Source organism: Agarilytica rhodophyticola (assembly GCF_002157225.2).
GTDB lineage: Bacteria > Pseudomonadota > Gammaproteobacteria > Pseudomonadales > Cellvibrionaceae > Agarilytica > Agarilytica rhodophyticola.
Window position 1 is genome coordinate 1,430,400 of the sequence record NZ_CP020038.1, and the last position, 26,645, is coordinate 1,457,044.

Annotated in this window: 23 protein-coding genes; all 23 read left to right on the forward strand. The window is 44.2% G+C overall.

Features of this window, described 5'->3' with window-relative positions; translation table 11 throughout:
- Nucleotides 1-119: 119 nt before the first annotated feature.
- The 23 genes from BVC89_RS06095 (at nt 120) to BVC89_RS06205 (ending at nt 26,635) form a co-directional block, all read left to right on the forward strand.
- Complete coding sequence (locus BVC89_RS06095) at nt 120-1,664, forward strand: NAD(P)H-hydrate dehydratase (protein ID WP_086930330.1); 1,545 nt, start codon at nt 120-122, stop codon at nt 1,662-1,664.
- Complete coding sequence (gene tsaE, locus BVC89_RS06100; RefSeq protein ID WP_086930331.1) at nt 1,664-2,158, forward strand: tRNA (adenosine(37)-N6)-threonylcarbamoyltransferase complex ATPase subunit type 1 TsaE; 495 nt, start codon at nt 1,664-1,666, stop codon at nt 2,156-2,158. The genes BVC89_RS06095 and tsaE overlap by 1 nt, the downstream gene beginning before the upstream one ends.
- A gap of 56 nt (nt 2,159-2,214) precedes the next feature.
- Nucleotides 2,215-3,522: an N-acetylmuramoyl-L-alanine amidase gene (locus BVC89_RS06105; protein ID WP_216825099.1), complete on the forward strand. Its 1,308-nt coding sequence runs from the start codon at nt 2,215-2,217 to the stop codon at nt 3,520-3,522.
- 18 nt (nt 3,523-3,540) lie between these two features.
- The gene (gene mutL, locus BVC89_RS06110; protein ID WP_086930333.1) at nt 3,541-5,460 is read left to right on the forward strand and encodes a DNA mismatch repair endonuclease MutL; all 1,920 of its coding nucleotides are present in this window, start codon (nt 3,541-3,543) and stop codon (nt 5,458-5,460) included.
- 92 nt (nt 5,461-5,552) lie between these two features.
- Entirely contained in the window at nt 5,553-6,485 is a 933-nt protein-coding gene (gene miaA / locus BVC89_RS06115) for a tRNA (adenosine(37)-N6)-dimethylallyltransferase MiaA (RefSeq protein ID WP_086934537.1), read from the forward strand.
- Between the two features lie 337 nt (nt 6,486-6,822).
- Nucleotides 6,823-7,080 carry an RNA chaperone Hfq gene (gene hfq, locus BVC89_RS06120; RefSeq protein WP_086930334.1) on the forward strand — a complete coding sequence of 86 codons (258 nt, stop codon included), beginning with the start codon at nt 6,823-6,825 and terminating at the stop codon, nt 7,078-7,080.
- A 12-nt stretch (nt 7,081-7,092) separates the two neighbouring features.
- Nucleotides 7,093-8,433, forward strand: a complete 1,341-nt coding sequence (gene hflX, locus BVC89_RS06125; protein WP_086930335.1) for a ribosome rescue GTPase HflX — start codon at nt 7,093-7,095, stop codon at nt 8,431-8,433.
- 152 nt (nt 8,434-8,585) lie between these two features.
- Nucleotides 8,586-9,746 carry an FtsH protease activity modulator HflK gene (hflK, locus tag BVC89_RS06130; RefSeq protein ID WP_086930336.1) on the forward strand — a complete coding sequence of 387 codons (1,161 nt, stop codon included), beginning with the start codon at nt 8,586-8,588 and terminating at the stop codon, nt 9,744-9,746.
- A gap of 2 nt (nt 9,747-9,748) precedes the next feature.
- Nucleotides 9,749-10,630 carry a protease modulator HflC gene (hflC, locus tag BVC89_RS06135; protein WP_086930337.1) on the forward strand — a complete coding sequence of 294 codons (882 nt, stop codon included), beginning with the start codon at nt 9,749-9,751 and terminating at the stop codon, nt 10,628-10,630.
- A 152-nt stretch (nt 10,631-10,782) separates the two neighbouring features.
- Nucleotides 10,783-11,973: an ATP phosphoribosyltransferase regulatory subunit gene (locus BVC89_RS06140; RefSeq protein ID WP_245929352.1), complete on the forward strand. Its 1,191-nt coding sequence runs from the start codon at nt 10,783-10,785 to the stop codon at nt 11,971-11,973.
- A 68-nt stretch (nt 11,974-12,041) separates the two neighbouring features.
- Complete coding sequence (locus tag BVC89_RS06145; protein WP_086930339.1) at nt 12,042-13,340, forward strand: adenylosuccinate synthase; 1,299 nt, start codon at nt 12,042-12,044, stop codon at nt 13,338-13,340.
- 308 nt (nt 13,341-13,648) lie between these two features.
- Nucleotides 13,649-16,177: a ribonuclease R gene (gene rnr, locus BVC89_RS06150; RefSeq protein ID WP_086930340.1), complete on the forward strand. Its 2,529-nt coding sequence runs from the start codon at nt 13,649-13,651 to the stop codon at nt 16,175-16,177.
- 74 nt (nt 16,178-16,251) lie between these two features.
- Complete coding sequence (gene rlmB, locus BVC89_RS06155) at nt 16,252-17,004, forward strand: 23S rRNA (guanosine(2251)-2'-O)-methyltransferase RlmB (RefSeq protein WP_086930341.1); 753 nt, start codon at nt 16,252-16,254, stop codon at nt 17,002-17,004.
- 203 nt (nt 17,005-17,207) lie between these two features.
- On the forward strand, nt 17,208-17,648 hold the full coding sequence (rpsF, locus tag BVC89_RS06160) for a 30S ribosomal protein S6 (RefSeq protein ID WP_086930342.1): 441 nt from the start codon (nt 17,208-17,210) through the stop codon (nt 17,646-17,648).
- 2 nt (nt 17,649-17,650) lie between these two features.
- Nucleotides 17,651-17,878 carry a 30S ribosomal protein S18 gene (gene rpsR / locus BVC89_RS06165; protein ID WP_086930343.1) on the forward strand — a complete coding sequence of 76 codons (228 nt, stop codon included), beginning with the start codon at nt 17,651-17,653 and terminating at the stop codon, nt 17,876-17,878.
- 35 nt (nt 17,879-17,913) lie between these two features.
- Complete coding sequence (locus tag BVC89_RS06170; RefSeq protein WP_086930344.1) at nt 17,914-18,783, forward strand: hypothetical protein; 870 nt, start codon at nt 17,914-17,916, stop codon at nt 18,781-18,783.
- Nucleotides 18,784-18,816: 33 nt separating this feature from the next.
- Complete coding sequence (gene rplI / locus BVC89_RS06175) at nt 18,817-19,263, forward strand: 50S ribosomal protein L9 (protein ID WP_086930345.1); 447 nt, start codon at nt 18,817-18,819, stop codon at nt 19,261-19,263.
- A gap of 368 nt (nt 19,264-19,631) precedes the next feature.
- Nucleotides 19,632-20,981, forward strand: coding sequence for a replicative DNA helicase (dnaB, locus tag BVC89_RS06180; RefSeq protein ID WP_086934538.1), 1,350 nt, complete (start codon nt 19,632-19,634; stop codon nt 20,979-20,981).
- An 87-nt stretch (nt 20,982-21,068) separates the two neighbouring features.
- A complete protein-coding gene (panC, locus tag BVC89_RS06185; protein WP_086930346.1) occupies nt 21,069-21,917 on the forward strand; it encodes a pantoate--beta-alanine ligase in 849 nt (282 codons plus the stop codon).
- 611 nt (nt 21,918-22,528) lie between these two features.
- The gene (locus tag BVC89_RS06190; RefSeq protein ID WP_086930347.1) at nt 22,529-24,511 is read left to right on the forward strand and encodes a type VI secretion system Vgr family protein; all 1,983 of its coding nucleotides are present in this window, start codon (nt 22,529-22,531) and stop codon (nt 24,509-24,511) included.
- 36 nt (nt 24,512-24,547) lie between these two features.
- Nucleotides 24,548-25,156: a DUF6484 domain-containing protein gene (locus BVC89_RS06195; protein ID WP_086930348.1), complete on the forward strand. Its 609-nt coding sequence runs from the start codon at nt 24,548-24,550 to the stop codon at nt 25,154-25,156.
- 52 nt (nt 25,157-25,208) lie between these two features.
- The gene (locus BVC89_RS06200) at nt 25,209-26,201 is read left to right on the forward strand and encodes a DUF2169 family type VI secretion system accessory protein (protein ID WP_086930349.1); all 993 of its coding nucleotides are present in this window, start codon (nt 25,209-25,211) and stop codon (nt 26,199-26,201) included.
- Nucleotides 26,202-26,254: 53 nt separating this feature from the next.
- On the forward strand, nt 26,255-26,635 hold the full coding sequence (locus tag BVC89_RS06205; RefSeq protein ID WP_086930350.1) for a DUF4150 domain-containing protein: 381 nt from the start codon (nt 26,255-26,257) through the stop codon (nt 26,633-26,635).
- The last annotated feature ends 10 nt before the right edge of the window (nt 26,636-26,645 follow it).

Sequence of the window (26,645 nt, forward strand, 5' to 3'; positions counted from 1 at the left end):
TCACAATAAATTTGACACCATATAATATGGTGAATTCTTTAGGGTAACTATTTGACTATGGGGGAAGATGTAAGTCACGTATAATTTGATGAAAAGTTAAAAGTAGTGTGATCATTTCTATGACAAGTAAGCTTCCCCAGTACCTCTACACCTGTGAACAAACACGTTTACTCGATCAAGCAGCTATTGAGCAAACCAATATCTCCGGTATTGTACTGATGAAAAATGCTGCAAGAGCCGCATTATCCGTCCTTATTGATACCTGGGGGCAAAGCCGCAGAATTGTTGTCTTTTGTGGCTCGGGGAATAACGGCGGAGACGGTTATTTATTAGCGGGCTTAGCCGCCCAGAAAAAAATACCGGTGTCTGTATTTTCATTGGCAACTCCTAGCTCCCTATCGGGGGATGTACAGAAAGCCTACTACTTCGCTATTGGCGAAGGGGCGGAGGTTTTGCCTGTGCAGAATATTGCAGCCGACACGCTTGATGATGCCATCGTTGTCGACGCCATGATCGGTAGCGGTTTCCATGGTGAGCTCAGAGATAATGTGCGTCAAACCTGTGCGTTAATTCGCCGCACTAACTCCCCCGTATTAGCTTTGGATATTCCCACTGGTGTTAACGGCGATACCGGTGTTGCTTGTGAAGGCGCGATCAAGGCTGATGTCACCGTGACATTTGTGGCGGTTAAACAGGGGCTATTGACCGCATCAGGCCCGGAGTATTGTGGCAAGCTTTTCTTCGATAACTTGGCCATTCCAGATCATATTTATCAACACGTGGATCGGCCTGTTGAACGTATTTCCCAGATTACCAAGCTGATGCCTCGCTCTGCTGATTCCCATAAAGGAGATTACGGACGGGTGCTTGTGGTTGGTGGTGATTTAGGCATGGGAGGCGCTGCGCTATTAGCTGCCGAGTCTGCTATGAGAGCTGGAGCAGGTGGCGTTATGCTCGCCACTCGGCCCGAACATGTTGCCGCAGCTTTAGCGCGCATCCCTGAAGTAATGAGTGTCGGTATTAACTCAGGGCCAGAGTTGGAAGATTACACTGCGAAAGCCGATGTGCTTATTGTGGGGCCGGGACTTGGGCAGAGTGCTTGGTCACAACAACTTTTGTATTTTGCTTTAAAAGCGCAGGTTGCCAAAATTATTGATGCCGACGCACTCAATTTAATTGCCCAAAGATTTGTATCTTGTGATCAAGATACAACAACTACAGAAGAAGCGTGGGACAAAAACAGCTATCATAAAATAGGGTTTGTGATGACACCTCATCCAGGTGAGGCTGCCCGTTTACTTGGTTGTTCAACCGCTGAAATTGTTAACGATCGTTTTGCTGCAGTGACAGCCTTACACAAAAAGTATGGCGGTATCAGTGTTTTAAAAGGCGCGGGCACCTTAATCGCGGATGAGCAGGGTAGCACGCTGACTAATGTCGGCAATCCAGGTATGGCTGTCGCTGGGATGGGAGATGTTCTGACTGGAATTATCGCAGCCTTGGTCGCGCAAGGTATGACGTTGAAAGAGGCTGCTGTGGCTGGTGTCTGTATTCATGGCCATGCTGGAGATTGCGCTTCCCAAGATGGTCAAGTGGGTATTTTGGCAAGCGATTTAATGCCGTTTATTCGTCAATTAGTTAATCGTGGTATAGAGTCAAATTGATGCACAAGGAATTCTTTTTAGCTAATGAAAAGGCGACTATTGCTTACGGCAGAGCCATTGGGGGATTAATAGGCGGCCTTTTAAAAGGTAGTAGGGTAAAAGACTCTATCGTAGTCTACCTCGAAGGCACACTCGGTGCTGGTAAAACCACTTTTTGCCAAGGTGTGTTAGCGGCGTATAATTATTCAGGTCAAGTTAAGAGTCCAACTTATACTCTTGTAGAGCCCTATGACCTCGATGGCATACAAGTGTATCACTTTGATTTGTATCGTCTTGGTGATCCTGAAGAATTGGAGTTTATGGGAATCCGTGACTATTTTGGCGAAAATACAGTGGCGCTTATTGAATGGCCGCAAAAAGGTCACGGATATATTCCTAAGGCAGATATGATCGTGAGTTTAAACCCTATGGATGAGGGACGTAAGCTGACTATAACAAGTAAAACGGAACGTGGAGTGGCTGTATTATCGTTGCTAGAAACTCAAAACCTGTAGAGAGCACTCTATTATCAAAGCTAGGGCTAAAGCTTTGTAGCTTAATTTGCTGTTTTGTGCTCTTTGTTGCAGATGTCAACAGCGCTAATGTCGAGGGTGTTCGGCTCTGGCGAGCGCCGGATCATACTCGTTTAGTGTTTGACCTCTCAGGCCCTGTCGAACACAAAATCTTTTCTCTAAAGCAACCTGATCGTATTGTTATCGACATCGATAAAAGTCAATTTAAGGCCAGTTTAGCTAGCCTTGACTTTGATAAAACATCTATTAGCAAAATGCGTTATGGCAAACGTGATAAAGACGATCTACGTGTTGTTTTAGATATGGCTAAGACAACTCAGCCACGCAGTTTTGTTTTAAAGAAACATGCGGGTAAACCTGATCGTCTAGTGATTGATATCTATGGCGAAGGTACTAAAACCCAAAAAACGGTAGCGAAAGTTCAACCCAGTGTCGGTAGTAAAAAAGATATTCTAATTGCTATTGATGCCGGACACGGTGGCGAGGATCCAGGCTCTATTGGTCCAGGTGGTATCTATGAAAAGACCGTGGTGTTAAAAATTAGTAAGGCCCTCAAAAGTATCATCGATAAAGAGCCTGGATTTAAAGCAACGCTGATACGCAATGGTGATTACTATGTTGAAAACACTTTGCGGCGGCAAAAAGCCAGAGAAATGAGGGCTGATCTTTTTGTCTCCATTCATTCGGATGGTTTTACCGACCCACGTGCAAAAGGCGCGTCTGTTTTTGCTTTATCGCGTCGAGGCGCTACCAGCCAGATGGCTCGTATTCTGGCATCAAAAGCGAATGAGTCAGATCTTATCGGCGGTGCTGGCAGCGTTAGCCTGAGTGATAAAGACGATGTTCTCGCAGGCGTGCTGGTTGATTTGTCGATGACAGCCACTTTGGCAAGTAGTTTAGATGTTGGCGGTCGAGTATTAAAAAATATGGGCAGTTTTACCAGCTTGCATAAAAATCATGTTGAACAGGCTGCATTTATTGTATTGAAATCGCCCGATGTGCCCTCAATTTTGGTGGAGACAGGGTTTATTACCAATCCCAAAGAATCGAAAAAACTAAAGTCGCCGGCCCATCAACAGAAATTAGCAAAAGCTGTTTTTAAGGGGATTAAGGCTTATTTTTATGACAATCCGCCCGAGGGCACTTACGTTGCGTGGAAAAAATATGGTGGTAAAGAAACCGCCGGCCGTGGAGCTGGAGGCCAATCTCACACCATAGCGGCGGGGGACACCTTATCTTCTATTGCTAAGAAATATAAAATTAGTGTGACTGAATTAAAAAACAAAAATAAGCTGACATCATCGACTATACGAATAGGCCAAGTGCTGACTATTCCTGCAAGTTAACTCACAAGCTGTATCACTATGAATGCAATAAAAATACTTAGTCCGCGTTTGGCTAACCAGATCGCTGCCGGAGAGGTAGTAGAGCGCCCGGCATCGGTGATTAAAGAATTACTGGAAAATAGTGTCGATGCAGGAGCAACACAGTTAGATGTTGAAGTGGAGGCAGGCGGTGTTAAGCTGATTCGTGTGCGAGATAATGGCTGTGGTATTTCGCAAGAGGATTTGCCTCTAGCCTTAAGCCGCCATGCAACCAGCAAAATTCATCAACTTGATGATCTTGAAGCCGTTTTAACCCTTGGCTTTCGTGGTGAAGCGCTGGCAAGTATCAGCTCTGTTGCTCGTTTGAAGTTAACCAGTAACAACGGTGATGGCACTGCAGGTTGGTGCGCCCACGCAGAAGGGCGTGATATGGAAGCTCAGCTTTCACCAGCGGCACATCCTCAAGGGAGTACGGTCGAAGTTCGCGATCTATTTTTTAATACACCTGCCAGGCGCAAGTTTTTACGTACTGAGAAAACAGAGTTTAATCGTATTGAAGATGTCTTAAAACGCATCGCATTATCTCGTTTTGAACTGGGTTTTAGTTTAAAAAATAATGGCCGTGTTATTCATAGTTGGCGACCTGCCATCACTCGTCCTGAACAAGAACGCCGTATCGCGCAAATATGCGGCCCTGCATTTATTGAAAATGCTGTGCATATTGAAATTGAGCGCGCAAATTTGCGTCTCTGGGGGTGGGTCGCGCGGCCCACTTTCTCGCGCAGCCAAGCCGATTTACAACATTTTTATGTTAATGGTCGAGCTATTAAAGACCGACTTGTGACCCATGCGATTAAGCAGGCATATCACGATGTGCTATACCATGGTCGCCATTCTGCTTTTGTTTTATACCTGGAAGTGAATCCTAGCAACGTGGATGTAAATGTTCATCCAACCAAACATGAAGTGCGTTTTCGTGATGGCCGCTTAGTACACGATTTTTTGTTTAGCAGCTTACATAAGGCTCTGGCCGATATTCGTCCCGATGCCGAGAGCGCTTCTCATGAGCGAACAAGCAGTCCGAGGCAGGAACCTGTAACTGAAGCCGAGGGCTTTGGCCAAAGCCCTTCTCAATCTTCCCTTGGTTTGGGGGCGGGGTCATCAGCCTCAGCACAAAACTTTTCCTCATCAAACTTTGCTTCTTCAAACCATGCATCATCTGCGGCTTATTCATCCACGCCCACACCTTCACCGCTGAATGCTCGTGAGCAGGTAGCACATTATTCTGCCTTGGTGAATTCCTCATCTGTACCCCATTCTGCTGATGCACAGACATTACAAGGGGCACAGAATGTTATCGACCATGATGGCGAAATACCTATATTAGGTTTTGCTATTGCTCAGGTTAAAGGGGTATTTATTCTGGCGGAGAATAGTGCGGGCTTAGTGGTTGTTGATATGCATGCGGCTCATGAGCGTATTACTTATGAAAAACTGAAACGACAATTCTCCGCCCAATCCTTACAATCCCAACCGTTACTTGTGCCCCAATCTATTGCTATTAGTGAGAAGGAAGCCAACTGTGCGGAAGATAACAACGAGTTATTTTCACGTATAGGTTTTATTGTCGAACGCGCAGGACCTGAAACGCTTTTGATAAGGCAAATTCCTATTATCTTAAAAGATGCCGATACCGAATTATTAGTACGTGATGTACTTTCTGATCTCATTGAGTTTGGCACCAGTCAGCGTATCGAGCAGAATATTAATGCATTGCTGTCAACCATGGCTTGTCATGGCTCTGTGCGCGCCAACCGACGCCTTACTATTGCCGAAATGAATGCTTTACTGCGTGACATGGAGGAGACCGAGCGCAGCGGCCAGTGCAATCACGGTCGTCCAACCTGGACGCAGATGAGTATGTCTGAATTAGATAAATTGTTTATGCGAGGCCAGTAATATTGTCCACTGGAAATGCTGATGAGTTATCAGGTGATAATGTCCTATCTGATACATTAAACCATGCATCGCGCCAGCGTATTATTACGATTATGGGGCCGACAGCATCAGGCAAGACTGACCTTGCTATTGCCTTGCGTGGGCATCTCAATGGCGAAATTATTAGTGTGGATTCCGCTTTGGTATACCGGGGTATGGATATTGGTACAGCCAAGCCTACGGCAGAAGAACTTGCCAAAGCACCCCATCGTTTGATTAATATTCGCGAACCGAATGAGCCTTATTCTGCGGCTGATTTTTGTCGCGATGCTAAACATGAAATTGAAGCAATTTTAGCCTTGAATAAAACACCCATTTTGGTGGGTGGGACAATGATGTATTTTAAGTCGTTACTAGAAGGCTTGTCCGATATGCCTGTTGCCAATAGCAATATCCGCAATGCTATTGAGCAAGAGGCCAAACAATTTGGCTGGCCCCATATCCATAAGCTTTTACAAGAAGTAGATCCTATTTCAGCGGCTAAGATTCATCCTAATCATTCTCAACGTCTAAGTCGTGCATTAGAAGTTTGCCGTATTAGTGGTAAACCATTTTCCAGCTTTCAAAATCGTCTCAGCGGAGGGCTTTTGGAAAAATATGACTGGTACCAAATTGCTATTTCCCCAAGAGACCGACATTGTCTACATGAGCGTATCGAATTGCGTTTTGATCAGATGCTAACAAATGGTTTGCTAGAAGAAGTAGCGGCTTTAATGACTCGTAAGGAACTGCACAAAGACTTACCTGCAATTCGAGCTGTTGGCTATCGGCAAGTATGGGAGCATCTGGAAGGCTTGTACGATCGTCGTGAAATGCGTGACAAGGGTATTGCCGCCACACGTCAGCTGGCAAAAAGGCAACTTACGTGGTTGCGTTCGTGGCAAGGGGCACAGTGGCTATTTACTCAACAAGAAAATGGAAATTTCATGACAGTTGAAGAATTAACGCAAATTGCCTTGAAAATTATAGCTAAAAGAGCCATATAATGTAGACTAAAATGATATATTCTTAGAGTACTACATAGATAAACTGACCTTTGACTATTCAGTTTTAATGTTTTGTCATACAAATTAACTCTGGTATAACACCGAGTATATATTTAAAGTTAAGCTCCTTAAATGCATATTTTGGTCAGCTACAGAATAAAAGAATTTGTCACGACAATTCCTGAATCGCGGGGGAACTTTTGTCCCTTTCACTTGTTATTTATTTTTGTATGCTTGCATCGCCACAGGCTCAAACAGCCTAAATGGTAGTCAGTACACCATTTTGTATTGAACATATGGCAGATGTTTTATTTACTTTCCAATAAGGAGAACAACAATGTCAAAAGGGCATAGCTTACAAGACCCTTACCTTAACGCTTTGCGTAAAGAACGTATCCCTGTTTCAATATATTTAGTAAACGGAATTAAGCTGCAGGGCCAAGTTGAATCTTTTGATCAGTTCGTCGTACTGTTGAAAAATACGGTTAGCCAAATGGTATATAAGCACGCCATATCCACAATTGTCCCATCGCGACCAGTGCGAGTTCCAATGCTGAACCCGGAGGCTGGTGAAGATTTGGATAGTACAGAGTAAGCGGAGCCTTTATTGTTTTTTGAAAGGCCTGATTCTGGTGAGCTAGCAATCTTAGTTCACTTGAACATCACCCAAAAAGTAGATGCCAACGATCCCCGAGAGTTTGAAGAACTTGTTCTTTCGGCTGGCGGTGATCCTGTGGCATTTTTAACTGGGCAACGCACCGTGCCCGACTCACGTTATTTTATCGGCTCCGGTAAATTAGACGAGCTGCGTTCACTGGTTATGCACCACCAAGCAGGCTTGGTGATCTTTAATCATGAACTTTCTCCCAGCCAAGAGCGTAATATAGAGAAAGAGTTGCAGTGCCGAGTGCTCGATCGCAATGGTTTGATTCTCGATATTTTTGCTCAACGCGCCCGTACCCACGAAGGTAAGTTACAAGTGGAATTGGCGCAGCTGGAGCATATGTCTACCCGTTTGATTCGCGGCTGGACTCACCTTGAGAGGCAAAAAGGCGGAATTGGATTGCGTGGCCCTGGTGAGACGCAGTTAGAAACTGATAGACGTTTGCTACGTGCCAGAATTAAATCTATTCACAAACGGCTGGAAAAAGTGAGAAAGCAACGGGAGCAAGGTCGTCGCTCCCGTTCTCGTGCTGAGATACCCACCTTGTCTTTGGTCGGTTATACCAACGCAGGGAAATCCACTTTATTTAATGTGGTCACTGATGCAGGTGTTTATGCCAAAGATCAGTTGTTTGCAACACTCGATCCCACAATGAGACGTATTGAATTAGGGAATTCTGGACCCGCTGTCTTAGCCGATACAGTGGGTTTTATCAGCCATCTGCCACACCGATTAATCGAGGCATTTCGTGCTACTCTTGAAGAAGCAGCTAATGCTGATTTACTGCTGCATGTTATCGATGTTGCAGATGAGGAACGTGCGCGCAATATTTATCAAGTTAATGAAGTGCTTGAAGAAATCGGCGCGAATGAGATTCCCCAATTACTTGTCTACAACAAAATTGATCTGATGGAGGACTATTCTCCAAGAATTGACTATGATGAGCAGGGGAAGCCCTGTGCGGTATGGTTGTCTGCGCAAAATAACCTAGGGGTCGATCTGCTTTTTGAGGCGATTACTGCATTAGTAGCGGAGAAAATTTTTCAAGCGAGTATCCGTCTGGAAATGAGCGAAGGCAGCTTGCGGGCTCGTCTCTATCGACATAATGCCGTTTTGGATGAGCGTTACCAGGAAGATGGTTCTTGTGAGATGGATATATGCTTGCCCGAAGTAGACTTGATCAAATTACTAGCAGCAGAGAATCATTCGTTGGATTCATTGGTGTGCGTTGACAATCACCGTAACCACGATGAACCTGCAGTGAGGACTGCTAACAGGCATTAGGGTAAGGTAGATTAAAAATAATACAGCCCAAGAAAATTAGTACGAGGTCGCTTATTTTATAGGTGATTTGCAGGCAGATTATCGTATCTTCCTTGAAAAATATTAATTCATCTTTATATCCTAAATTTAAACTTAAGTAAGCGGAGATTTCTATGGCTTGGAACGAGCCGGGTGATAATAAAGACCCATGGGGTGGCGGCAATCGAGGTAATGATGGCCCTCCCGACCTAGACGAAGCATTAAAAAACTTGCAGAAAAAGCTCTCCGGTTTATTTGGTGGTAATGGCGGCGGCAGCTCGAATGATAACTCCGGGATTAATAAAACCCTTTTTATAGTTGCAGCTATTATCGTTGTTGTGGGCTACCTTTATTCTGGTATGGCAGTTGTCAATGAGCAAGAACGCGCTGTTGTCTTGCGTCTGGGCGTTTACCATGAAACTAAAACCCCAGGTTTTCGCTGGAATCCGCCACTTATTGACAGTGTTTATACTGAGAACGTAACTAAACTTAGGAACTGGTCAACCACAGAGCAAATGTTGACCCAAGACTTAAATATTGTCGATGTTAAGATTTCTGTTCAATATTCCATCGACGATGCTCGTGACTTTATTCTTAATGTACGCAATCCCGAAGCGAGCTTGCGCCAAGCGGCAAACAGTGCTCTGCGCCATGTTGCTGGTTCTACTGTGATGCACGATATCTTAACCCAAGGACGAGAGGAAGTTGCTGCCAATATCCAAGAGCGTTTGCAAGCCTACTTGAATAATTACGAGACTGGGATCTCCATTGAAAAGGTGAATGTGGAAGATTCTAATCCTCCTATTGAAGTGCAAGATGCCTTCGATGATGTGATTAAAGCTCGTGAAGATGAAGAGCGTTATAAAAACCGTGCTCAAGCTCATGCCAATGCTGTCATTCCCGAAGCAAGAGGTATTGCTCAGCGCATGGAAGAAGAAGCCAATGCCTATAAAGAGCGAGTCATTGCGCAAGCTCAAGGTGAGGCTCAACGCTTTAGTTATTTGCTAGAAGAATACAAGAAATCACCAGAAGTAACGCGCCAACGTTTATACCTTGATGCAGTGCAGGAAGTTATGTCTAGTTCATCGAAGATTATGGTAGATGTTGAGGGTGGTAACAATATGTTGTACCTGCCTCTTGATAAGATCGTGTCTTCTGCGCCAGGAGGATCATCAATTCCGTCTATGGGTAAAAACATCTCACCTTCGGATCGAGATATGATTGTCAATCAAGTGGTTGAGCGCTTAAAACGTGAATTAACTACTTCCAGTTCTCGTCGCCGGGAGGGTCGTTAATCATGACGCCAAAAACGATGCTTTATTCTGTACTAGTTATTGTTGCGATAATTATCGGGGGCAACTCTGCCTATATCGTCAACGAATATGAGCGTGGTGTATTACTACGTTTGGGTAAAGTGCACATCGAAGACTTGCGTCCGGGTTTGCATTTTAAAATACCTCTTATTGATGTTATCCGGAAGTTTGATGCTCGTGTGTTGACGCTGGATGCTAGACCTGAGCGTTTTTTGACCGTCGAAAAGAAAAGTATGATGGTCGACTCTTATGCTAAGTGGCGTATTATCGATGTTAGTAAATTCTATACCGCTACCAACGGTGAAGAAGATCGCGCTCAGCGCTTGCTGGCGCAGCGTATTAATGAAGGTTTGCGCAACCAGTTTGCTCGACGTTCTCTGCAGGAAGTTGTCAGCGGCGAGCGGGATCAATTGATCAACAGCATTACGGTGCAACTTAATGAATTTACCCAAGAGTCTCTTGGGGTGGAAATCGTCGATGTTCGTGTCAAAAAGATTGATCTTCCTGATGAAGTGAGTGAGCCTGTATACAACAGGATGAGGGCCGAACGTGAGCGAGAAGCACGTGAGCATCGCGCTAAGGGTAAAGAGCAAGAAGTGATCATTATGGCTAATGCTGATAAGGAAAAGGTTATCATTGAAGCTGACGCTTACCGCAAAGCCGAGTTATTACGTGGTGAGGGAGATGCGAAAGCTGCTGCCATATACGCTGAAGCTTACAACAAAGACCCTGAATTCTATGCCTTTGTTCGCAGCTTAAATGCCTATCGAGCTACCTTTAGTGGTAAGGAAGATATTCTTTTACTCGATCCTGAAAGTGACTTTTTCAAGTATCTGAATAATTCCACAGGCAAGAAAGTTAAGTAAGATAATATTTATACTGTCTAAACTACACAATCTTCTGTAAAATAAATTAACCGGCCACCATTGAGCCGGTTTTTTTATGCTTTAAATAATAGCAAGCCTCTGAGCAACGCTATTTTCTGACCAAGCAGTGACTCAAGTAATAATTTAGAGACATGATGAACAATAAAGTCGATCGTTGGCTATTGCCTGATGGCATTGAAGAAGTATTACCTGAACAAGCATTGTATCTTGAGAGTTTGCGTAGGCGGTTTGTAGATTTGTTTATACGTTGGGGCTATGACTATGTCATTCCGCCAATGATCGAATTTACAGATTCTCTGCTAACTGGTTCAGGCCAGGATATCGAGCTATTAACATTCAAGCTGACGGATCAACTATCTGGTCGTACCCTCGGATTGCGCGCCGATATTACGCCCCAGGCGGCGCGGATGGACGCTCACAGTCTTAAGCGTTCAGGTGTTAACCGGCTCTGTTATGCCGGCCATGTATTGCAGACCAAAGCCAAATCCCCTCTGGGATCTCGCTCGCCGATTAAGGTTGGAGTTGAAATGTTCGGCGTCTCTGCCTTAGAAGCAGAGGTTGAAGTTGTCAGCCTACTTCTTGAAGCCCTGACAGTAGCAAATTTAGATTGCCAATATATTGACCTGGGCCATGTGGGGATCTTTCGCTGTTTAGCACGAGCAGCTGAGTTAAATACTGAGCAAGAAAGTGCGCTATTTTCGTTGCTGCAAAGTAAGGCCTTCTCTGATATAGATCGTTGGCTTAATGAGAATGTTAAAGATGAGCAGGCGCGACAATGGCTTTCCGCGCTATCGAAACTTTCAGGCAGTGACAAAATTATTGAGCTGGCCCGTGAAGCTTTTGCTGATGCACCATCTGAAATACACGCAGCACTCGACGATCTTGCAACATTAGCGGATACCGTACTTGCTCGTTACCCTAATGTGCAGCTGTATTTTGATTTAAGCGAATTACGTGGTTACCACTACCACACAGGTATTGTTTTTGGTGCTTTTGCCCCAGGTGTCGGCAATGCTATCGCCCGCGGTGGGCGCTATGATTCTGTTGGCGAAGCCTTTGGTCGCGCTCGTTCTGCGACGGGCTTTGATATTAACTTAAGTGCCATATGTCGTTTGCAAAGACATGAGTGCTCACCTCCGGATAAAGGTATTTTTGCTTGCCATGAAGCCGGTGAAGCGCTTTGGCAAAAAGTTCAAGAATTGCGTGCTCAAGGTGAGCGTGTAGTTATGGGAGTTCCGGGGCAAGCTATGCCGGAAGACTATCAGCATTGCGATCGCATTCTGTGTGTGGAAAACGATCAAGTGCTATTGAAAAATATGTAATCAGACACATTAGGTACTCCCTAAATCCATCAATTTAAAATATAGCTATTCAAGAGAGCAATACGGTAATGGGTAAAAACATTGTGGTTCTCGGCTCGCAATGGGGCGATGAGGGCAAAGGTAAAATCGTTGATCTACTCACCGAAAAGGTGAGCAATGTAGCGAGGTTTCAAGGCGGGCATAATGCTGGCCATACGTTGGTTATCGACGGTGAAAAAACCGTCTTGCACCTTATTCCCTCGGGCATTTTGCGAGACGGTGTCACCTGCCTCATCGGCAATGGTGTTGTCCTCTCCCTCGAAGCCTTGTTAAAAGAAATGGCAGAGCTTGAGGCGCGCAATGTGCCTGTGCGTGAACGCTTGCGTCTTTCGCCCGCTTGTCCACTTATCTTGCCTTACCATATCGCGTTAGATAACGCGCGGGAAGTCAAGCGTGGCAGCGCAAAAATTGGTACTACTGGGCGAGGAATCGGGCCTGCTTATGAAGATAAAATCGCTCGCCGTTGTCTGCGTTTAGGTGATCTTCTGCAGCCTGATCGCTTTGCTAGCAAGCTCAAAGAAGTGCTGGAGTATCATAACTTCGTATTGACTCAGTACTACCAATGTGAAGCCTTGGATTATGATAAAACCCTGGCTGATATACTTGAACAGTTCGCACAAGTGAAAGATATTATTATTGATGTGATCGACTACCTGCATAGTGCTCGCGAAAAAGGTGAAAGCATTATGTTTGAGGGTGCGCAAGGCTCCCTGCTGGATATCGATCATGGCACATATCCCTACGTGACATCCTCCAACACCACCGCTGGAGGAACAGCTACAGGTTCAGGTTTTGGTCCACTTTATCTAGATTATATTTTAGGCATTACAAAAGCTTACACAACTCGCGTAGGCTCTGGTCCATTCCCTACAGAATTGGACTGCAATGTCGGCGAGCATCTGGGTGTTAAAGGTAATGAATTCGGCGCAACCACCGGGCGTAAGCGTCGCACTGGCTGGTTTGATGCGGTCGCGGTTAAACATGCAGTGCGTATTAACAGTATGAGTGGCATATGTCTTACCAAGCTCGATGTAATGGATGGCTTGGATGAAGTTAAGATTTGTGTCGGTTATACAAATGCTCAAGGGCAAGCTGTTGGCGTTCCTTGCGATGCCGAAGGCTGGGAGGAAATTCAACCTGTATATGAAGTGCTACCTGGTTGGAATGCTTCTACTTTTGGCGTTAAATCTTTGGACGATTTGCCTGATACTGCATTATCTTATATCGAGAAAATTGAAGAGCTGGTAGGTGTGCCTGTAGATATTATTTCAACCGGGCCCGATCGTATGGAAACCATTATTCGCAACGACTTATTTGCGGTTGGCTAGCCCCTTTCATCTTTTTTAGTTCTCCATATTATGGCTCTTTAGCCTTTGTTTAAGAGCCCATAATTTCTGTGCAATTATGGGCTTTGAATTTCCTATTACATCCCACCCAATGTATTTTTGAAACTGCTCGCAGATTTCAAAATCTAAGGTCTGCTTACTTTTTGGTTATACTGTCTTTGGTATGATAAGAGCTTTCCTTCAAATCGAAGGTGACATGCCGTTATACTGGTGGCTCATAGTTTCGATAGTTAGTTTCGATAGTGGCTCGCTTACTGTATTTTCCATGGGCATAAATAAAATAATGAAGGATGAATCGTTTGAAAAAAAATAAACTTAAAGATCCCTTCGCTGAACGAGAAGCTTCCAATTACGCTAACCCTATTCCAAGTCGTGAATTAATATCTCAAGTGCTAGAAAAATCTTCTGGCCCAATGGACTACAAAAAACTATGTAAAGCACTACAAATTAACGGTGACCAGGCGAAAGAAGCTTTGCGTAGGCGCTTAAATGCTATGGAGCGGGATGGGCAATTGGCCACCAACCGCCGACGGGAATATGGTTTAACCAATAAAATGGACTTAGTACGTGGCCGGGTACAAGGGCATCGCGACGGCTTTGGCTTTGTGATTCCTACTGATGGTTCTGCCGATATTCATTTAAGTAATCGGCAAATGCGCAAAGTCTTTGATGGTGATGAAGTTCTTGCCCGACCAAGCCCAGAAGATTTTAAAGGGCGTAGAGAGGGAAAAATTGTCGAGGTTTTAAGCCACAATACCCATCAACTGGTAGGGCGCTACCTTAACCAGGGAGGCAGTCATTTTGTGCGGCCAGACAATCCGCGCAATAGCCAAGATGTTATTATTCCACCAGAAGATACGGCTAATGCCCAGGCGGGACAGTTTGTGGTGGTGGAGGTTACCCAACAACCAGATCGTTACCAAAAGCCCGTCGGCCGCATTATGGAAGTGCTTGGTGACCATATGGCACCTGGGATGGAAATCGATGTTGCCATTCGCTCCCATGGTATTCCTCATACTTGGCCTGCGGACGTGCAACAGCAAACCTCGTTTTTTACCGCTGAGGTAAAAGAAGAAGATAAATTAAACCGGATAGATTTACGTCACCTGCCGTTTGTCACTATCGATGGTGAAGACGCCAGAGATTTCGACGATGCCGTCTATTGTGAACGTAAGCGCTCAGGTGGTTGGCGTTTATTTGTGGCCATTGCCGATGTTTCACACTATGTGCCTTCTGGCTCAGCTCTAGACCAGGAAGCCATGGTACGGGGCAACTCGGTGTATTTTCCCGACTATGTTGTGCCCATGCTGCCGCAGGTTTTATCTAATGGCTTATGCTCTTTGAACCCGAAGACAGATCGACTCTGTATGGTTTGTGAGATGACGATAAGTGCTGCTGGTAAAATTAGTGGCTATAAATTTTATGAGAGTGTTATGCACTCTCATGCTCGTCTTACCTATACCCAAGTGGGAGCATTTCTGGCAAACCCTAAGCGGCAGCAAAAAGGAGATATTGCTGCTCTCACACAGCATATCGATGAGCTTTATCGTCTTTATCTCGCTTTGCGTTTAACACGGGAAGCGAGAGGGGCTATTGATTTCGAAACAAAAGAAACGCGCATCATCTTCGATGAAGAGCGCAAAATACACAAAATCATACCTGTGGAAAGAAATGAAGCCCACAAACTGATTGAAGAGTGCATGTTGGCGGCCAATGTCTGTGCTGCAAAGTTATTAGAGAGTCTCAAAATTCCTACCCTTTATCGTGTGCATGAAGGCCCCAAAGCTGAGAAATTAGAAGGGCTTAATGAATTTTTAGGCGAGCTTGGGCTAAGTATGAAAGGCAGCGGCAAGGTCAGCCCACAGGATTATCGTGATGTATTGGCACAGGTTGGAGAGCGGCCAGATGCTCACTTAATTCAAACAGTTATGCTGCGAAGTATGAACCAAGCGCAATATCAGGCGGAAAACCTTGGGCATTTTGGATTGGCTTATAAAGCGTATGCACATTTTACTTCTCCCATTCGCCGTTATCCCGATTTGATTGTTCACCGCGCTATTCGCGCACTTGTGCGTGCTGATATAGCTTCCAACAAAGTCCGTCGTCATCCGGAACGAGCTCTTGTGCCATTTTCGGAAAATTACCCTTATGACACAGCAGATATGGTGAGCTTTGGCGAACAGTGCTCGACTACCGAGCGACGCGCAGATGAAGCGACACGCGATGTTATTAGCTGGTTGAAGTGTGAATTCTTGCAAGAACGTGTCGGCGAAGAGTTTGATGGAGTTATTAGTGCCGTCACAGCCTTTGGGTTGTTTGTAGAATTATCAGACTTATATGTAGAGGGGTTAATACATATAACCTCGCTGCCCCAGGATTACTATCACCACGAAGCCTCACAGCATCGCTTAGTAGGCGAGCGAAGCCGACGGGTTTTTCGTATTGGTGATCAACTGCGGGTTCAGGTGGCAAGAGTCGATCTGGACGAGCGTAAAGTGGATTTTGAGCTGATAAAGATTAAGTCGAAAAAACGCAAAGGCACAAATACTCTTAGTGATGATATGGAGCCGGGTTACCGTAAGAACAGTGAAATAAAGCCAAAGTCTCGTCGACGAGTACGTAAAAGACCCATCTCAGATGCAGTCAGCGAAGGGGAAGTCGAAACTGTTAAACAAGATCAAGGTAAACCGCAGGCTGTGAAAGCAAAGGTAGCTGCTAAAGCTAAGAAAAAAACTAAAGCCACCAGTTCGTCAAAAGCGAAAAAGAGCAAGAAAACTAAAAGAGAAAAGCGAAGAAAGACTAAGTCTAAGAATAACTAAGTTCAAAAATAGCTAAAACGAAGAAAAACAAAAGTTACTAACATCGATTAGGGCAGGCTAGCTGCATACAAATTATGAGCAATGATGAACAAGTTTTTGGTATACATGCAGTGCAGTCGCTGCTCAAGACTTCTGCACACAGACTCAAAGAGTTATATATCTACCGCGGTCGTCGAGACCAAAAAGTGCAGAAAATCTTAGATGCGGTAGCTGCTATTAATGGTGTTGTTAAATATGTTGAAAAGAAAGACTTAGATGCTTTATGTGATGGCAACCATCAGGGGGTCGTGGCGCTGGTAAAAGCGGGGAAAAACCTTATTGAAGCCGACTTGTACGAACTTGTGCAAACCCCTGATATTGTGCCCTTGGTATTAGTACTCGATGGTGTTACTGACCCCCATAATCTAGGCGCATGCCTACGAAGTGCTGATGCGGCGGGTGTGCATGCAGTGGTAATTCCCAAGGATAACTCTGTAGGTCTTAACGAAACAGCCCGTAAAGTGGCTTCGGGCGCTGCCGAAACGACACCTCTTATTGCTGTTACCAATTTAGCCCGTTGCTTGAAAAAGCTGCAGGAACTCGGTTTATGGGTGACCGGGCTTGCTGGCGAAGCGACGGACTCCACTTATGATTCGGATTTAACCGGCCCTAGAGTTATTGTCATGGGGGCTGAAGGTTCCGGCATGCGGCGTTTAACTAAAGAAACGTGCGATGTATTAGTGAAGATTCCCATGCATGGCAGTGTCTCCAGTCTTAATGTCTCGGTGGCGACCGGGGTTGTGTTATTTGAGACATTGCGTCAACGATCCCTTTCCTCTGAGGCCTAATCATTCCTCAAATTCGTATCGTAGGACATCCTCGTCCTACATTTATCGACTCTAAAATAGTTTAATACGCAGCTAATCTCATTGCTCGGTTGCAATTTGATCGTCGGCCACATAGAATACGCCGCCCTTCAATTTATGAAGGGCTAACCACTCCTTGCTTCATCAGAATATCCTGAGAAGCTTTAACCCGTAGGGAGCATAAAATGCGTCATTACGAAATTGTATTTCTGGTTCATCCGGATCAGAGTGAACAAGTGCCCGGTATGATCGAGCGCTATTCATCTAATGTCACCACTAAGGGTGGCGCGGTGCACCGTCTAGAAGACTGGGGTCGCCGTCAACTCGCTTATCCTATTAACAAAATTCACAAAGCTCACTACGTTCTTATGAACGTTGAGTGCACTGATGAAGCACTTGAAGAGCTGACGACTAACTTTCGCTACAACGATGCTGTTTTGCGAAACATGGTGATCCGCACTGACGAAGCTGTGACTGAAGAGTCACCTATCATGAAAGCGGAAAAAGAAAACCGTGAGCGCAAAAATCGCACTGACCGCCGTTCTAACGATACCGAAGCTGAAGCTCCAGCAGCGGTAGAAGAAAGTGCAGATGATCAACCAACAGCAGATAGTGAGGAGGCATAATCATGGCTCGTTTTTTTCGTCGTCGTAAGTTTTGCCGTTTCACCGCTGAAGGTGTGAAGCAAATTGATTATAAAGACCTTGATACATTAAAAGCTTATATCTCTGAGACAGGTAAAATCGTACCTAGTCGTATCACTGGGACTAAAGCAAAGTATCAGCGTCAATTGGCTACAGCAGTTAAGCGCGCACGTTATCTTGCGTTGTTGCCATACACTGATAGCCACGACTAATCGTTAGTTAACTAAATTGTAGAGAGCAAATCCTCATGCGCTTGCTAGCTGAATTTATTATGCGCGGGCGTCTTGAAGCGATTGTAGTAGCCCTGATCGGCAGTTGGTTTCCAGTTGTACCTCAGGCTACGATTGCCCTAGTGACCTTGCGCAAAGGTTGGCAAGAAGGGCTGATTATCGCGGTAGCAACAACACTGCCCGCATTCTTCGGAGTTTACTCTGGTAATGTGGATGCAATACTCTTTTTGGCAACAATAGGCGTATTCGTGGTGTGTTACGGCATATCGTTGGTATTAAGGTGGTGTGTGATATGGCCCGCTGCCTTGGCGGCAACAGTAGCGTTAGCTTGCCTAATAGCAATTCTGATTCGCGCTGATGTTTTCAATTTAGCCCCAGATTTCTCTGGTTCTTTTATGGATCTTGCTGCAAATCTGGCACTTGAAAATGACGCGACAGATAGTGTTAGTGTTGTTAGTCAGCAAGATATCAGCGCAGTCAAAGCGACGGGTATCCTCGCATGCCTTATCGGTGTCAGTGCGATATTCGGCTTGCTTGTAGGGCGCTGGTGGCAGGCGATTTTATATAATCCAGGTGGATTTCAGACTGAATTTCATGCACTTCGTTTGAATACACCAATCGCTCTAAGCTCTGCATTGGCACTTGTTTATTGCCTGATGCGAGGGGATGAATACGTATACTGGACAGGCCTCTTTGGCATGCCCTTATTTTTTGCAGGTTTGGGCTTAGCACATTATGCAATTGCTAAGTCGAATATGGGGCCCAGCAGCGTGGTGGTGATGTATGTTGCCATTATTCTGTTTTTACCATTGAGCATTATCTTAATGCTGGCTGGCCTTACCGATACTTGGCTCGACTACAGACAAAAAATTCAATTTAAGCAGTAATGATAATATTACTGAAAAATAGAGGAAAGCGAGATGGAAGTTATTCTACTCGAAAAAGTGGGTAAACTAGGTGGCGTTGGCGACAAAGTTAACGTTAAGTCAGGCTTTGGCCGCAACTATCTTTTGCCACAAGGTAAAGCGATATCCGCCACTGCAGATAACCTAAAAGAATTTGAAGCGCGCAGAGCAGAGCTTGAGAAAGCTGCAGCAGATAAGAAAGAATCTGCTGAAATTCGCGCTCGTGAACTCGAAGAGCTTAGCGTTACTATCACTGCTAAAGCGGGTGATGAAGGCAAGTTGTTCGGTTCTGTTGGTGCACGTGATATCGCCGAAGCAATCACTGCTGCAGGCGTTGCAGTTACTAAAGCCGAAGTTAAACTGCCAGAAGGTACTTTACGTGAAATAGGTGAATATGAAATCACTTTGCAACTTCACGTAGACGTTGTACAAGCAGTTAAACTTCAAGTCGAAGCTGAGTAATTGCAAATACGCTATACCCGTAGCGTTATTTCTGAGTAAAATCGAGCGCACTGCTGGAATAATGGCCGGCAGTGCGCTTTTTTGCATCTTAAATATACATATCTAAGCAAAAAGTGCTTACTTTGAGGCCTACAGGCCCTAAGCTACTGAAAACCTTACTGCTGTTACCATAGAAAGTTACTTTAAGAAGGCTGCAAAATTTTTTCATCGCAACCTTTTCATCGCAACTATGTGAGGAAATATCCTCACAAGGCAGTACAATCAATAATACAATGCTTGCAAATATTTATACTTAAATAAAGATACGAATGTCTGAGTCTGAACCCTACGATTATCCTGAAATAGAGCGCGAGCTTCACAGTGATGAAATGCCTGCTGCGGGTGTTATGCCTCACTCATTAGAAGCCGAACAGTCAGTTTTAGGCGGCCTGCTGCGTGACTCCAGTCAATATGACGCTGTCGCTGAAGTGGTATCAGATAGTGACTTCTTTAAGCTCGGTCACAGTAAGATTTTCAGTGTCATGGCTGAGCTTATTGAACGTGAGCAACCGATTGATGTTATTACTGTCTCTGAAGAGCTGAGCCACCGAGATGAGCTAGAGAGTGCAGGCGGCTTAGACTATATTGCTGACCTTGCTACCCAGGTTCCTAGTAGTGCCAATGTGGTCGCCTACGCAAAAATCGTACGCGAGCGGGCGACGTTAAGGCAGTTGATCTCTGCTGCTACCGAGATCAGCCGGGCTAGCTACAACCCTGGTGGACTGGCTTCTGATGATTTGCTACAGCTGGCTGAAAAACGTGTATTAGAAATTTCTGAAGAGCGTCCTAAAGAAGGGGGCTTTGCCGACGTTAATACGCTTTTGAAGGAGACGGTTGATAAAATTGATGAGCTTTTTCGCTCTGATAGTGATATCACGGGCCTTAAAACAGGTATTAACGAACTCGATGAGAAAACGTCAGGCTGGCAAAATGGCGAACTTATCATTCTTGCTGCTCGTCCTTCTATGGGGAAAACGGCGCTAGCATTGAACTTTGTCGAGTCCGCTATTCTTACTCAAGATCGCCCGGCATTGATCTTCAGTATGGAGATGCCGTCAGGATCTTTAGTAATGCGGATGTTGTCGTCGATGGGGCGAATCGACCAAGGGCGTTTGCGTAATGGTAAATTGACTGAAGAGGATTGGCCAAAGCTAGAGGTTGCTGCGCGCAAGCTAAAAGATAAAAAGTTATTTATCGACGATACCGCGGGACTAACCCCTAATGAAGTTCGTGCCCGTGTACGAAGAATCGCCAGAGAACATGGTAACCCAGGCATGATCATGCTGGATTACCTACAGCTGATGCACGTTGGCGGTGGCAGTGAGGGTAGAACTCAGGAAATATCTGAAATATCACGTGCGCTTAAGGCGCTGGCGAAAGAATATGACTGTCCAGTTATTGCACTTTCTCAGCTTAATCGTGGTGTTGAACAACGACCCAACAAACGGCCTATGAACTCGGATTTGCGGGAATCTGGTGCCATTGAGCAGGATGCAGACGTCATTTTATTTATCTATCGAGATGAATACTACAATGAAGAAAGCCCGGATAAAGGGATTGCAGAATTAATTATCGGTAAGCAACGTAATGGTGAAATAGGTACATGTAGAGCTGCTTTTGTGGGGAAATTTACCCGCTTTGATAATCTCGCTCCAGAATATTTCCAAGGCCCCCAATAAGTTCCGACGAAAAGGCTTTTTTAAAGCTTGTGCGTTGCAGTGCAGCAGATTATTATTCTGCTGTATAACCACTGTTCAGGACATATCATGCAAGTTTTTCATCAAATAAAAAGCGTGCGAGAAGCACTTCAGCAAGCAAAAAATGAAGGTAAAAAAGTTGGCTTTGTGCCCACGATGGGCAACCTTCATAATGCCCATCTGGCGCTGGTGAAAACAGCACAAAACTATGCAGATATTGTGGTGTGCAGTATTTTTGTCAACCGCCTGCAATTTGGCTTAAATGAAGATTGGGACAAATACCCGCGCACTCTGGAAAATGATATTCAAAAGCTAAAAAGTGTTGGCTGCCATATATTGTTCTGCCCTGAAGAGCAGGAAATATACCCCAACGGGATGGATGCACAAACCCGTGTTATTGTACCTTCGATGGCTGATGTTCTTTGCGGCGCGAGCCGCCCTGGCCATTTTGAAGGGGTCACTACAGTTGTTTCTAAGTTATTTCACATTGTCCAACCTAATATTGCGGTTTTTGGCCTTAAGGACTTTCAGCAACTGGCGATTATCCGACGCATGACTGAAGATTTATGTATTCCTGTTGAAGTTATTGCAGGTGATATTGTGCGTGAAGACGATGGCTTGGCAATGAGCTCACGCAATACTTTTATCACTGCTAAAGAGCGTCCTAAAGCTAATCAGCTGCACCTGAGTTTAAAATGGGTGTGTGAGCAAATAAATCAAGGAGAAAAAGATTTTCAGCTATTGGAAAACGAAGCAAAAGCACAAATAAGTGCAGCGGGCTTTCGTCCAGATTATTTTAATGTGTGCAACAGTAAAACCCTTGCACCAGCAGCTAACGACGATAAATATATTACTGTTCTCGGTGCCATGTATACCCAGGGTGCTAGGCTTATCGACAATATTTCTCTTGAATTATAAACACTTAATTATCCACATACACAGTGCCCTTATTTTTACGTTAATACAATGGGCACTTGTTCTTGCATCTATTCTTACGGCGTATAAATTATTTTCTTAAGCATTAAAATACTTACTTGTTTATGCGAATCAATACAGTTATTTTTTTCAAAATGATGGGTGTTCGGGGAGTGAAGATTAATTGATAATTTATTTTTATAAATATTATATTGAGCTTCACAGTAAAGTGATGTTAAGTCTTATCGATAAAATTATTATAATACCTGGGAGGTTGTGTCGGTTTACTTTACAGGTTTTTGTTGGGAAAATTTTTTGGCTTTTAACGGGGTATTCGAGCTAGAGCTTGGTAACATTTATTTCTACCACAGTACTTATTAAATCCTGTTGCTGATAAATATAAAATATTAAATAAAAACTGTTCTTTTGCGCTTTTTCGTTAACCCTCCCGCTTCATAAATATGTCATAATATAGGCCGCGATGGCGAAATTTTATGCTGCCGCTTTGTAACCGTTAGCGTGTAATTCGCCATCAAATTTGTCGTTTATTTCCTTTATTGGGCTTGGCGAAAAATGCTTTAAGTGAGTAGATTTTGAGGGTTTGGAAAACTGATATGGCACACTATACTAAGGAACATCGTTTAATCAATATCACTGACTTTTCTTTAGGCAAAGATAGCTTATTGATTAGCGGGTTCAAGGGAACAGAATATTTATCCAGGCCCTTTGAATTTGAGATTACGGTTTTATCCACAAACCTGGAGATTCAACCAGAAGATGTTGTGGGTAAAGATGTCACAGTGACCATTCAAAATGCTCAACAAAGGCCGTTTCATGGTTTTATTGTAAGCTTTGTTTTTGGTGAAATAAAAGCAGATGATTTGCGCGAATATAAGTTGACTATGGTGCCGTGGTTGTGGTTTTTAACCCAAACCAACGACCATCGTATTTTTCAACATCAGAATACTAAAGAAATAGTTTCAACAATATTTAATGATCTTGGTTTTACCGATTTTGAATTCCGTGCAGAAGGTGGCGAGAAAAGAGAATATTGTATTCAGCACAACGAGAGTGACTTTCACTTTATTTCTCGCCTGTTAGAAGAAGATGGTATCAGTTATTACTTTAAGCATGAAAATAGCAAACATCAGCTGGTATTGGTAGATCAAAAACATTCCTATGATCCATGTGCTGAGTCTGCTTTGGAATATTCTCACGGTAGCAACCCCAATGCGCAGATTCATAGCTGGCAGCATCAGCATAATTTTCGCAAAGGGCGTTGGGCTTTAAATGACTATGATTTTAAAACTCCGGATAAAGATTTAAAAACAGATATTTCCACTGTTAGTACCTTTGAGAATAATAGCCGCTACGAACACTATGAATACCCAGCTTTGTATGGCAAAGCCCTTGGGCGTGAACTGGTAAAAAAACGCATGGAAGCAGAAGAAAGTACACGTAATATCGTGATAGGAGGTAGCAATTACAGTTCCTTATATGCCGGTGGTCGATTTAGCCTGACTAAGCATACGACTAAGAAAGAAAAGGGTGATTATATTCTTACAAGCGTTACCCATGAAGCTTACGATAACACTTATACCTCTGGAGAAGAAGGTCAGCTGGGTTACGACAATAGTTTCACCTGTATTCCTGCCGATGTTCATATTCGTCCTACCGTGCTACATAAGCGTCCAGTGATGCGAGGCTCGCAAACGGCTGAGGTGGTTGGCCCTGCGGGTGAAGAGATATATGTCGATGAATTTGGTCGAATCAAAGTACAATTTATCTGGGATCGCGAAGGTAAAAAAAACGAGAACAGCACCTGTTTTATGCGGGTATCTCAAACCTGGGCAGGCAATAAATGGGGTGCGTCGTTTATTCCTCGCATAGGCCATGAAGTTATTGTTGATTTTTTTGATGGTGATCCAGACAGACCTTATATTAGTGGCTCGGTTTACAATGGCAAAAACAGGCCGCCTTATACCTCAAAAACTCAAAGTGGTATTAAAACTCGCTCTACCAAAGGTGGTACGGCAGATAACTACAATGAAATTCGTTTCGACGACAAAAAAGGTTCTGAGCAAATTTATGTCCATGCTGAAAAAAATATGGATACTCAGATTGAAAATAACGAGACTTTAACCGTTGATAACGATCGCACCAAAACAGTAAAACATGATGAAAACTCTTTTATCAATCATGATCGTCATAAAACTGTCGATAACGACCAGTCTGAGACTATTGGTAAAAATAAGTCTATCGATGTAGGTAACAACCATACCGAAAATATCGGCAAGAATGTATCGATAGATGTAGGTGAAAATCATACCGAAACTATCGGCAAAAATATGACCATCACCGTGCGCAAAGATCTGAAAGAAACGGTCGAAGGCAATTACACCGAAGCTGTTACAGAACATTATAAATTTCGTTCGAAAACTATCACTATGGATGCTGACGATCAGATTATTATCCAAACCGGTGCTGCAAAAATTATGATGAAGAACAATGGTGACATTACCATTAGCGGTAAAACCATTAATGTTAAAGGTTCTAGTGACATCATTATTAAAGGTAGTAAAGTATCCTCTAATTAATTTCCGTACGGACAGTATTATGAGCGCTAAATTACTATGAGCGATGATATACAGCACAAAGATGACATTGATCCTTTTGCTATGGCAAACGATGAAGAAGACGTTGCTTTGGAATCTTCTGGCAAAATTTTACCTGGAGATGTATTGATAGGATCTTTTATCGGTTTTGATGAACATCATCGGCCCTTGGTGCAATATCAATTCGATCAGGTCACAGATAAGCCGGCGTCAATACCAGCAGTCTCCACAATTAATTTGCAGCAACAACATGTTGGTATGCAAGTGGCGTTAATGTTTGTGAACCAGGATATTCGTCAACCCATTGTTATGGGAATTGTGCGCAGCACATTAATGAACTTGCTTGATAATATAAAAGTTGCGCAGCCTGAAATGAGTACACCAGTTGAATTGGAACAACAGCGTCATGAGGAGGTGAATCCCCCTATGCAAGAGCAGTTGCAAGAACAAGTGCTGGTCGATGGCAAGCAGGTCACCATCGAAGCACAAGAAAACATTGTGTTACGTTGTGGTGAATCCAGCATAACCTTAACAAAATCCGGCAAGATTATGATTAGGGGCAATTACTTACTCAATCGCTCGACGGGAGTCAATCGTATTCTTGGTGGTTCAGTCCAAGTAAATTAGGCTGCTGAGATAGCAATGTGATGAAGCACGAGGTAATTTTTTAAAAAAACCTATGTTACAGCTGGATAATCGCACACCTTTTAGTGCAAGTATGGCGACTTTTCCCGATGAATCTGGAATTGATACCTTATATGTCAATGTTAAGGCTCGTTTTCAGTTCAAAACTAATTGGGTATTGTGTGATGAGCAGTTGCCGCCGCAGCAATTCGATGAATACCTAGCAGAGCCTGGTCAATCAAGTATTACCCTCGCTTCCGACTTCCATACAGGCAAAGCCGCTACTGATATTATTATGCTGGGCGCGGCCTGCGCCAAAGACGGTAAAGCTGTAAGAGGTCTTGATGTTACCCTTGAAGTTGGTAAACGGCGCAAGGCAGTTCGGGTATTTGGTGATCGTCAATGGCATCAAGGTGAAATAACCCCGCCGCAAGCTTTCCACTCAATGCCGCTCGTCTACGAACGTGCTTATGGTGGTCAGCATGTAGAAGAAGGGCGTGTCATTAGCGCAGAAGTGCGTAATCCTGTGGGGTTGGGATATCTTGGTGAGCGCAATGAGAGTGTGTTAGATGGTACTGCTTTACCGAATCTTGAAGACCCTCAACAGCTGATTCGTTCGCCCAAGGACACGCCAGCACCGACATGTTTTGCTTTTGTGGCCCCTAATTGGCACCCGCGTACTAACTATGCGGGTACCTATGACGATACTTGGCGTTTACAGCGTGCGCCTTTTTTGCCAGAAGATTTTAATAAGCGCTTCCTTAACTGCGCCCACCAAGATCTCATCTATCCGGGTTTTATCCAAGGGGGAGAATCGGTGAGCATTAGCAATATGCACCCGCAAGGGGAGATTCACTGCCAGCTGCCCACCGTGTCGCTGGCGTGTCGTGTTGATGTTAACAATGAAGCTAAGCAGATAGCTTTTAATATGGAAACGCTAACGATTGAACCCAATCAAAAATTGTTTTCCATGAGCTGGAAAGCGGCCTATCGCTGCGATAAAAAATTAACAAAAATTAAACAGGCCACCGTTTATTTAAATCGGTAATTAAATTGAAGGCCGCGAGCTAAACCACGGAAAAACCAAGGAGAGCCACCTACATGGCACAAACCACATTTGCAAATGGCAGAGGCATTGTTCACAAGGGCAGTGGCGGTAAAAGTATTGTCTTTCCTGATGTTTGTAAAACACCAGTAGGCTCGGCCATTGTGCCCATACCTTACCCAAATTTAGGGCAGGCCAGTGACACCACCAAAGGGCCGAAAACGGTGAAAACAGATAAACAAATGCCGATGGTAAAAACTGCAGTCTATAGCAAGAGTAGCGGTGATGAACCCGGTGTGCAAAAAGGCGTAGTCAGCGGTACGCAAAAATCTGAATGTGAATTTATGATGTACTCCCCCGATGTTAAATTTGAAGGCAAAAATGTCTGCCGACTGGGTGATCCTTTATTTCACAATAAAAAGAATATTGTGGGTTAAACAGCTTTAT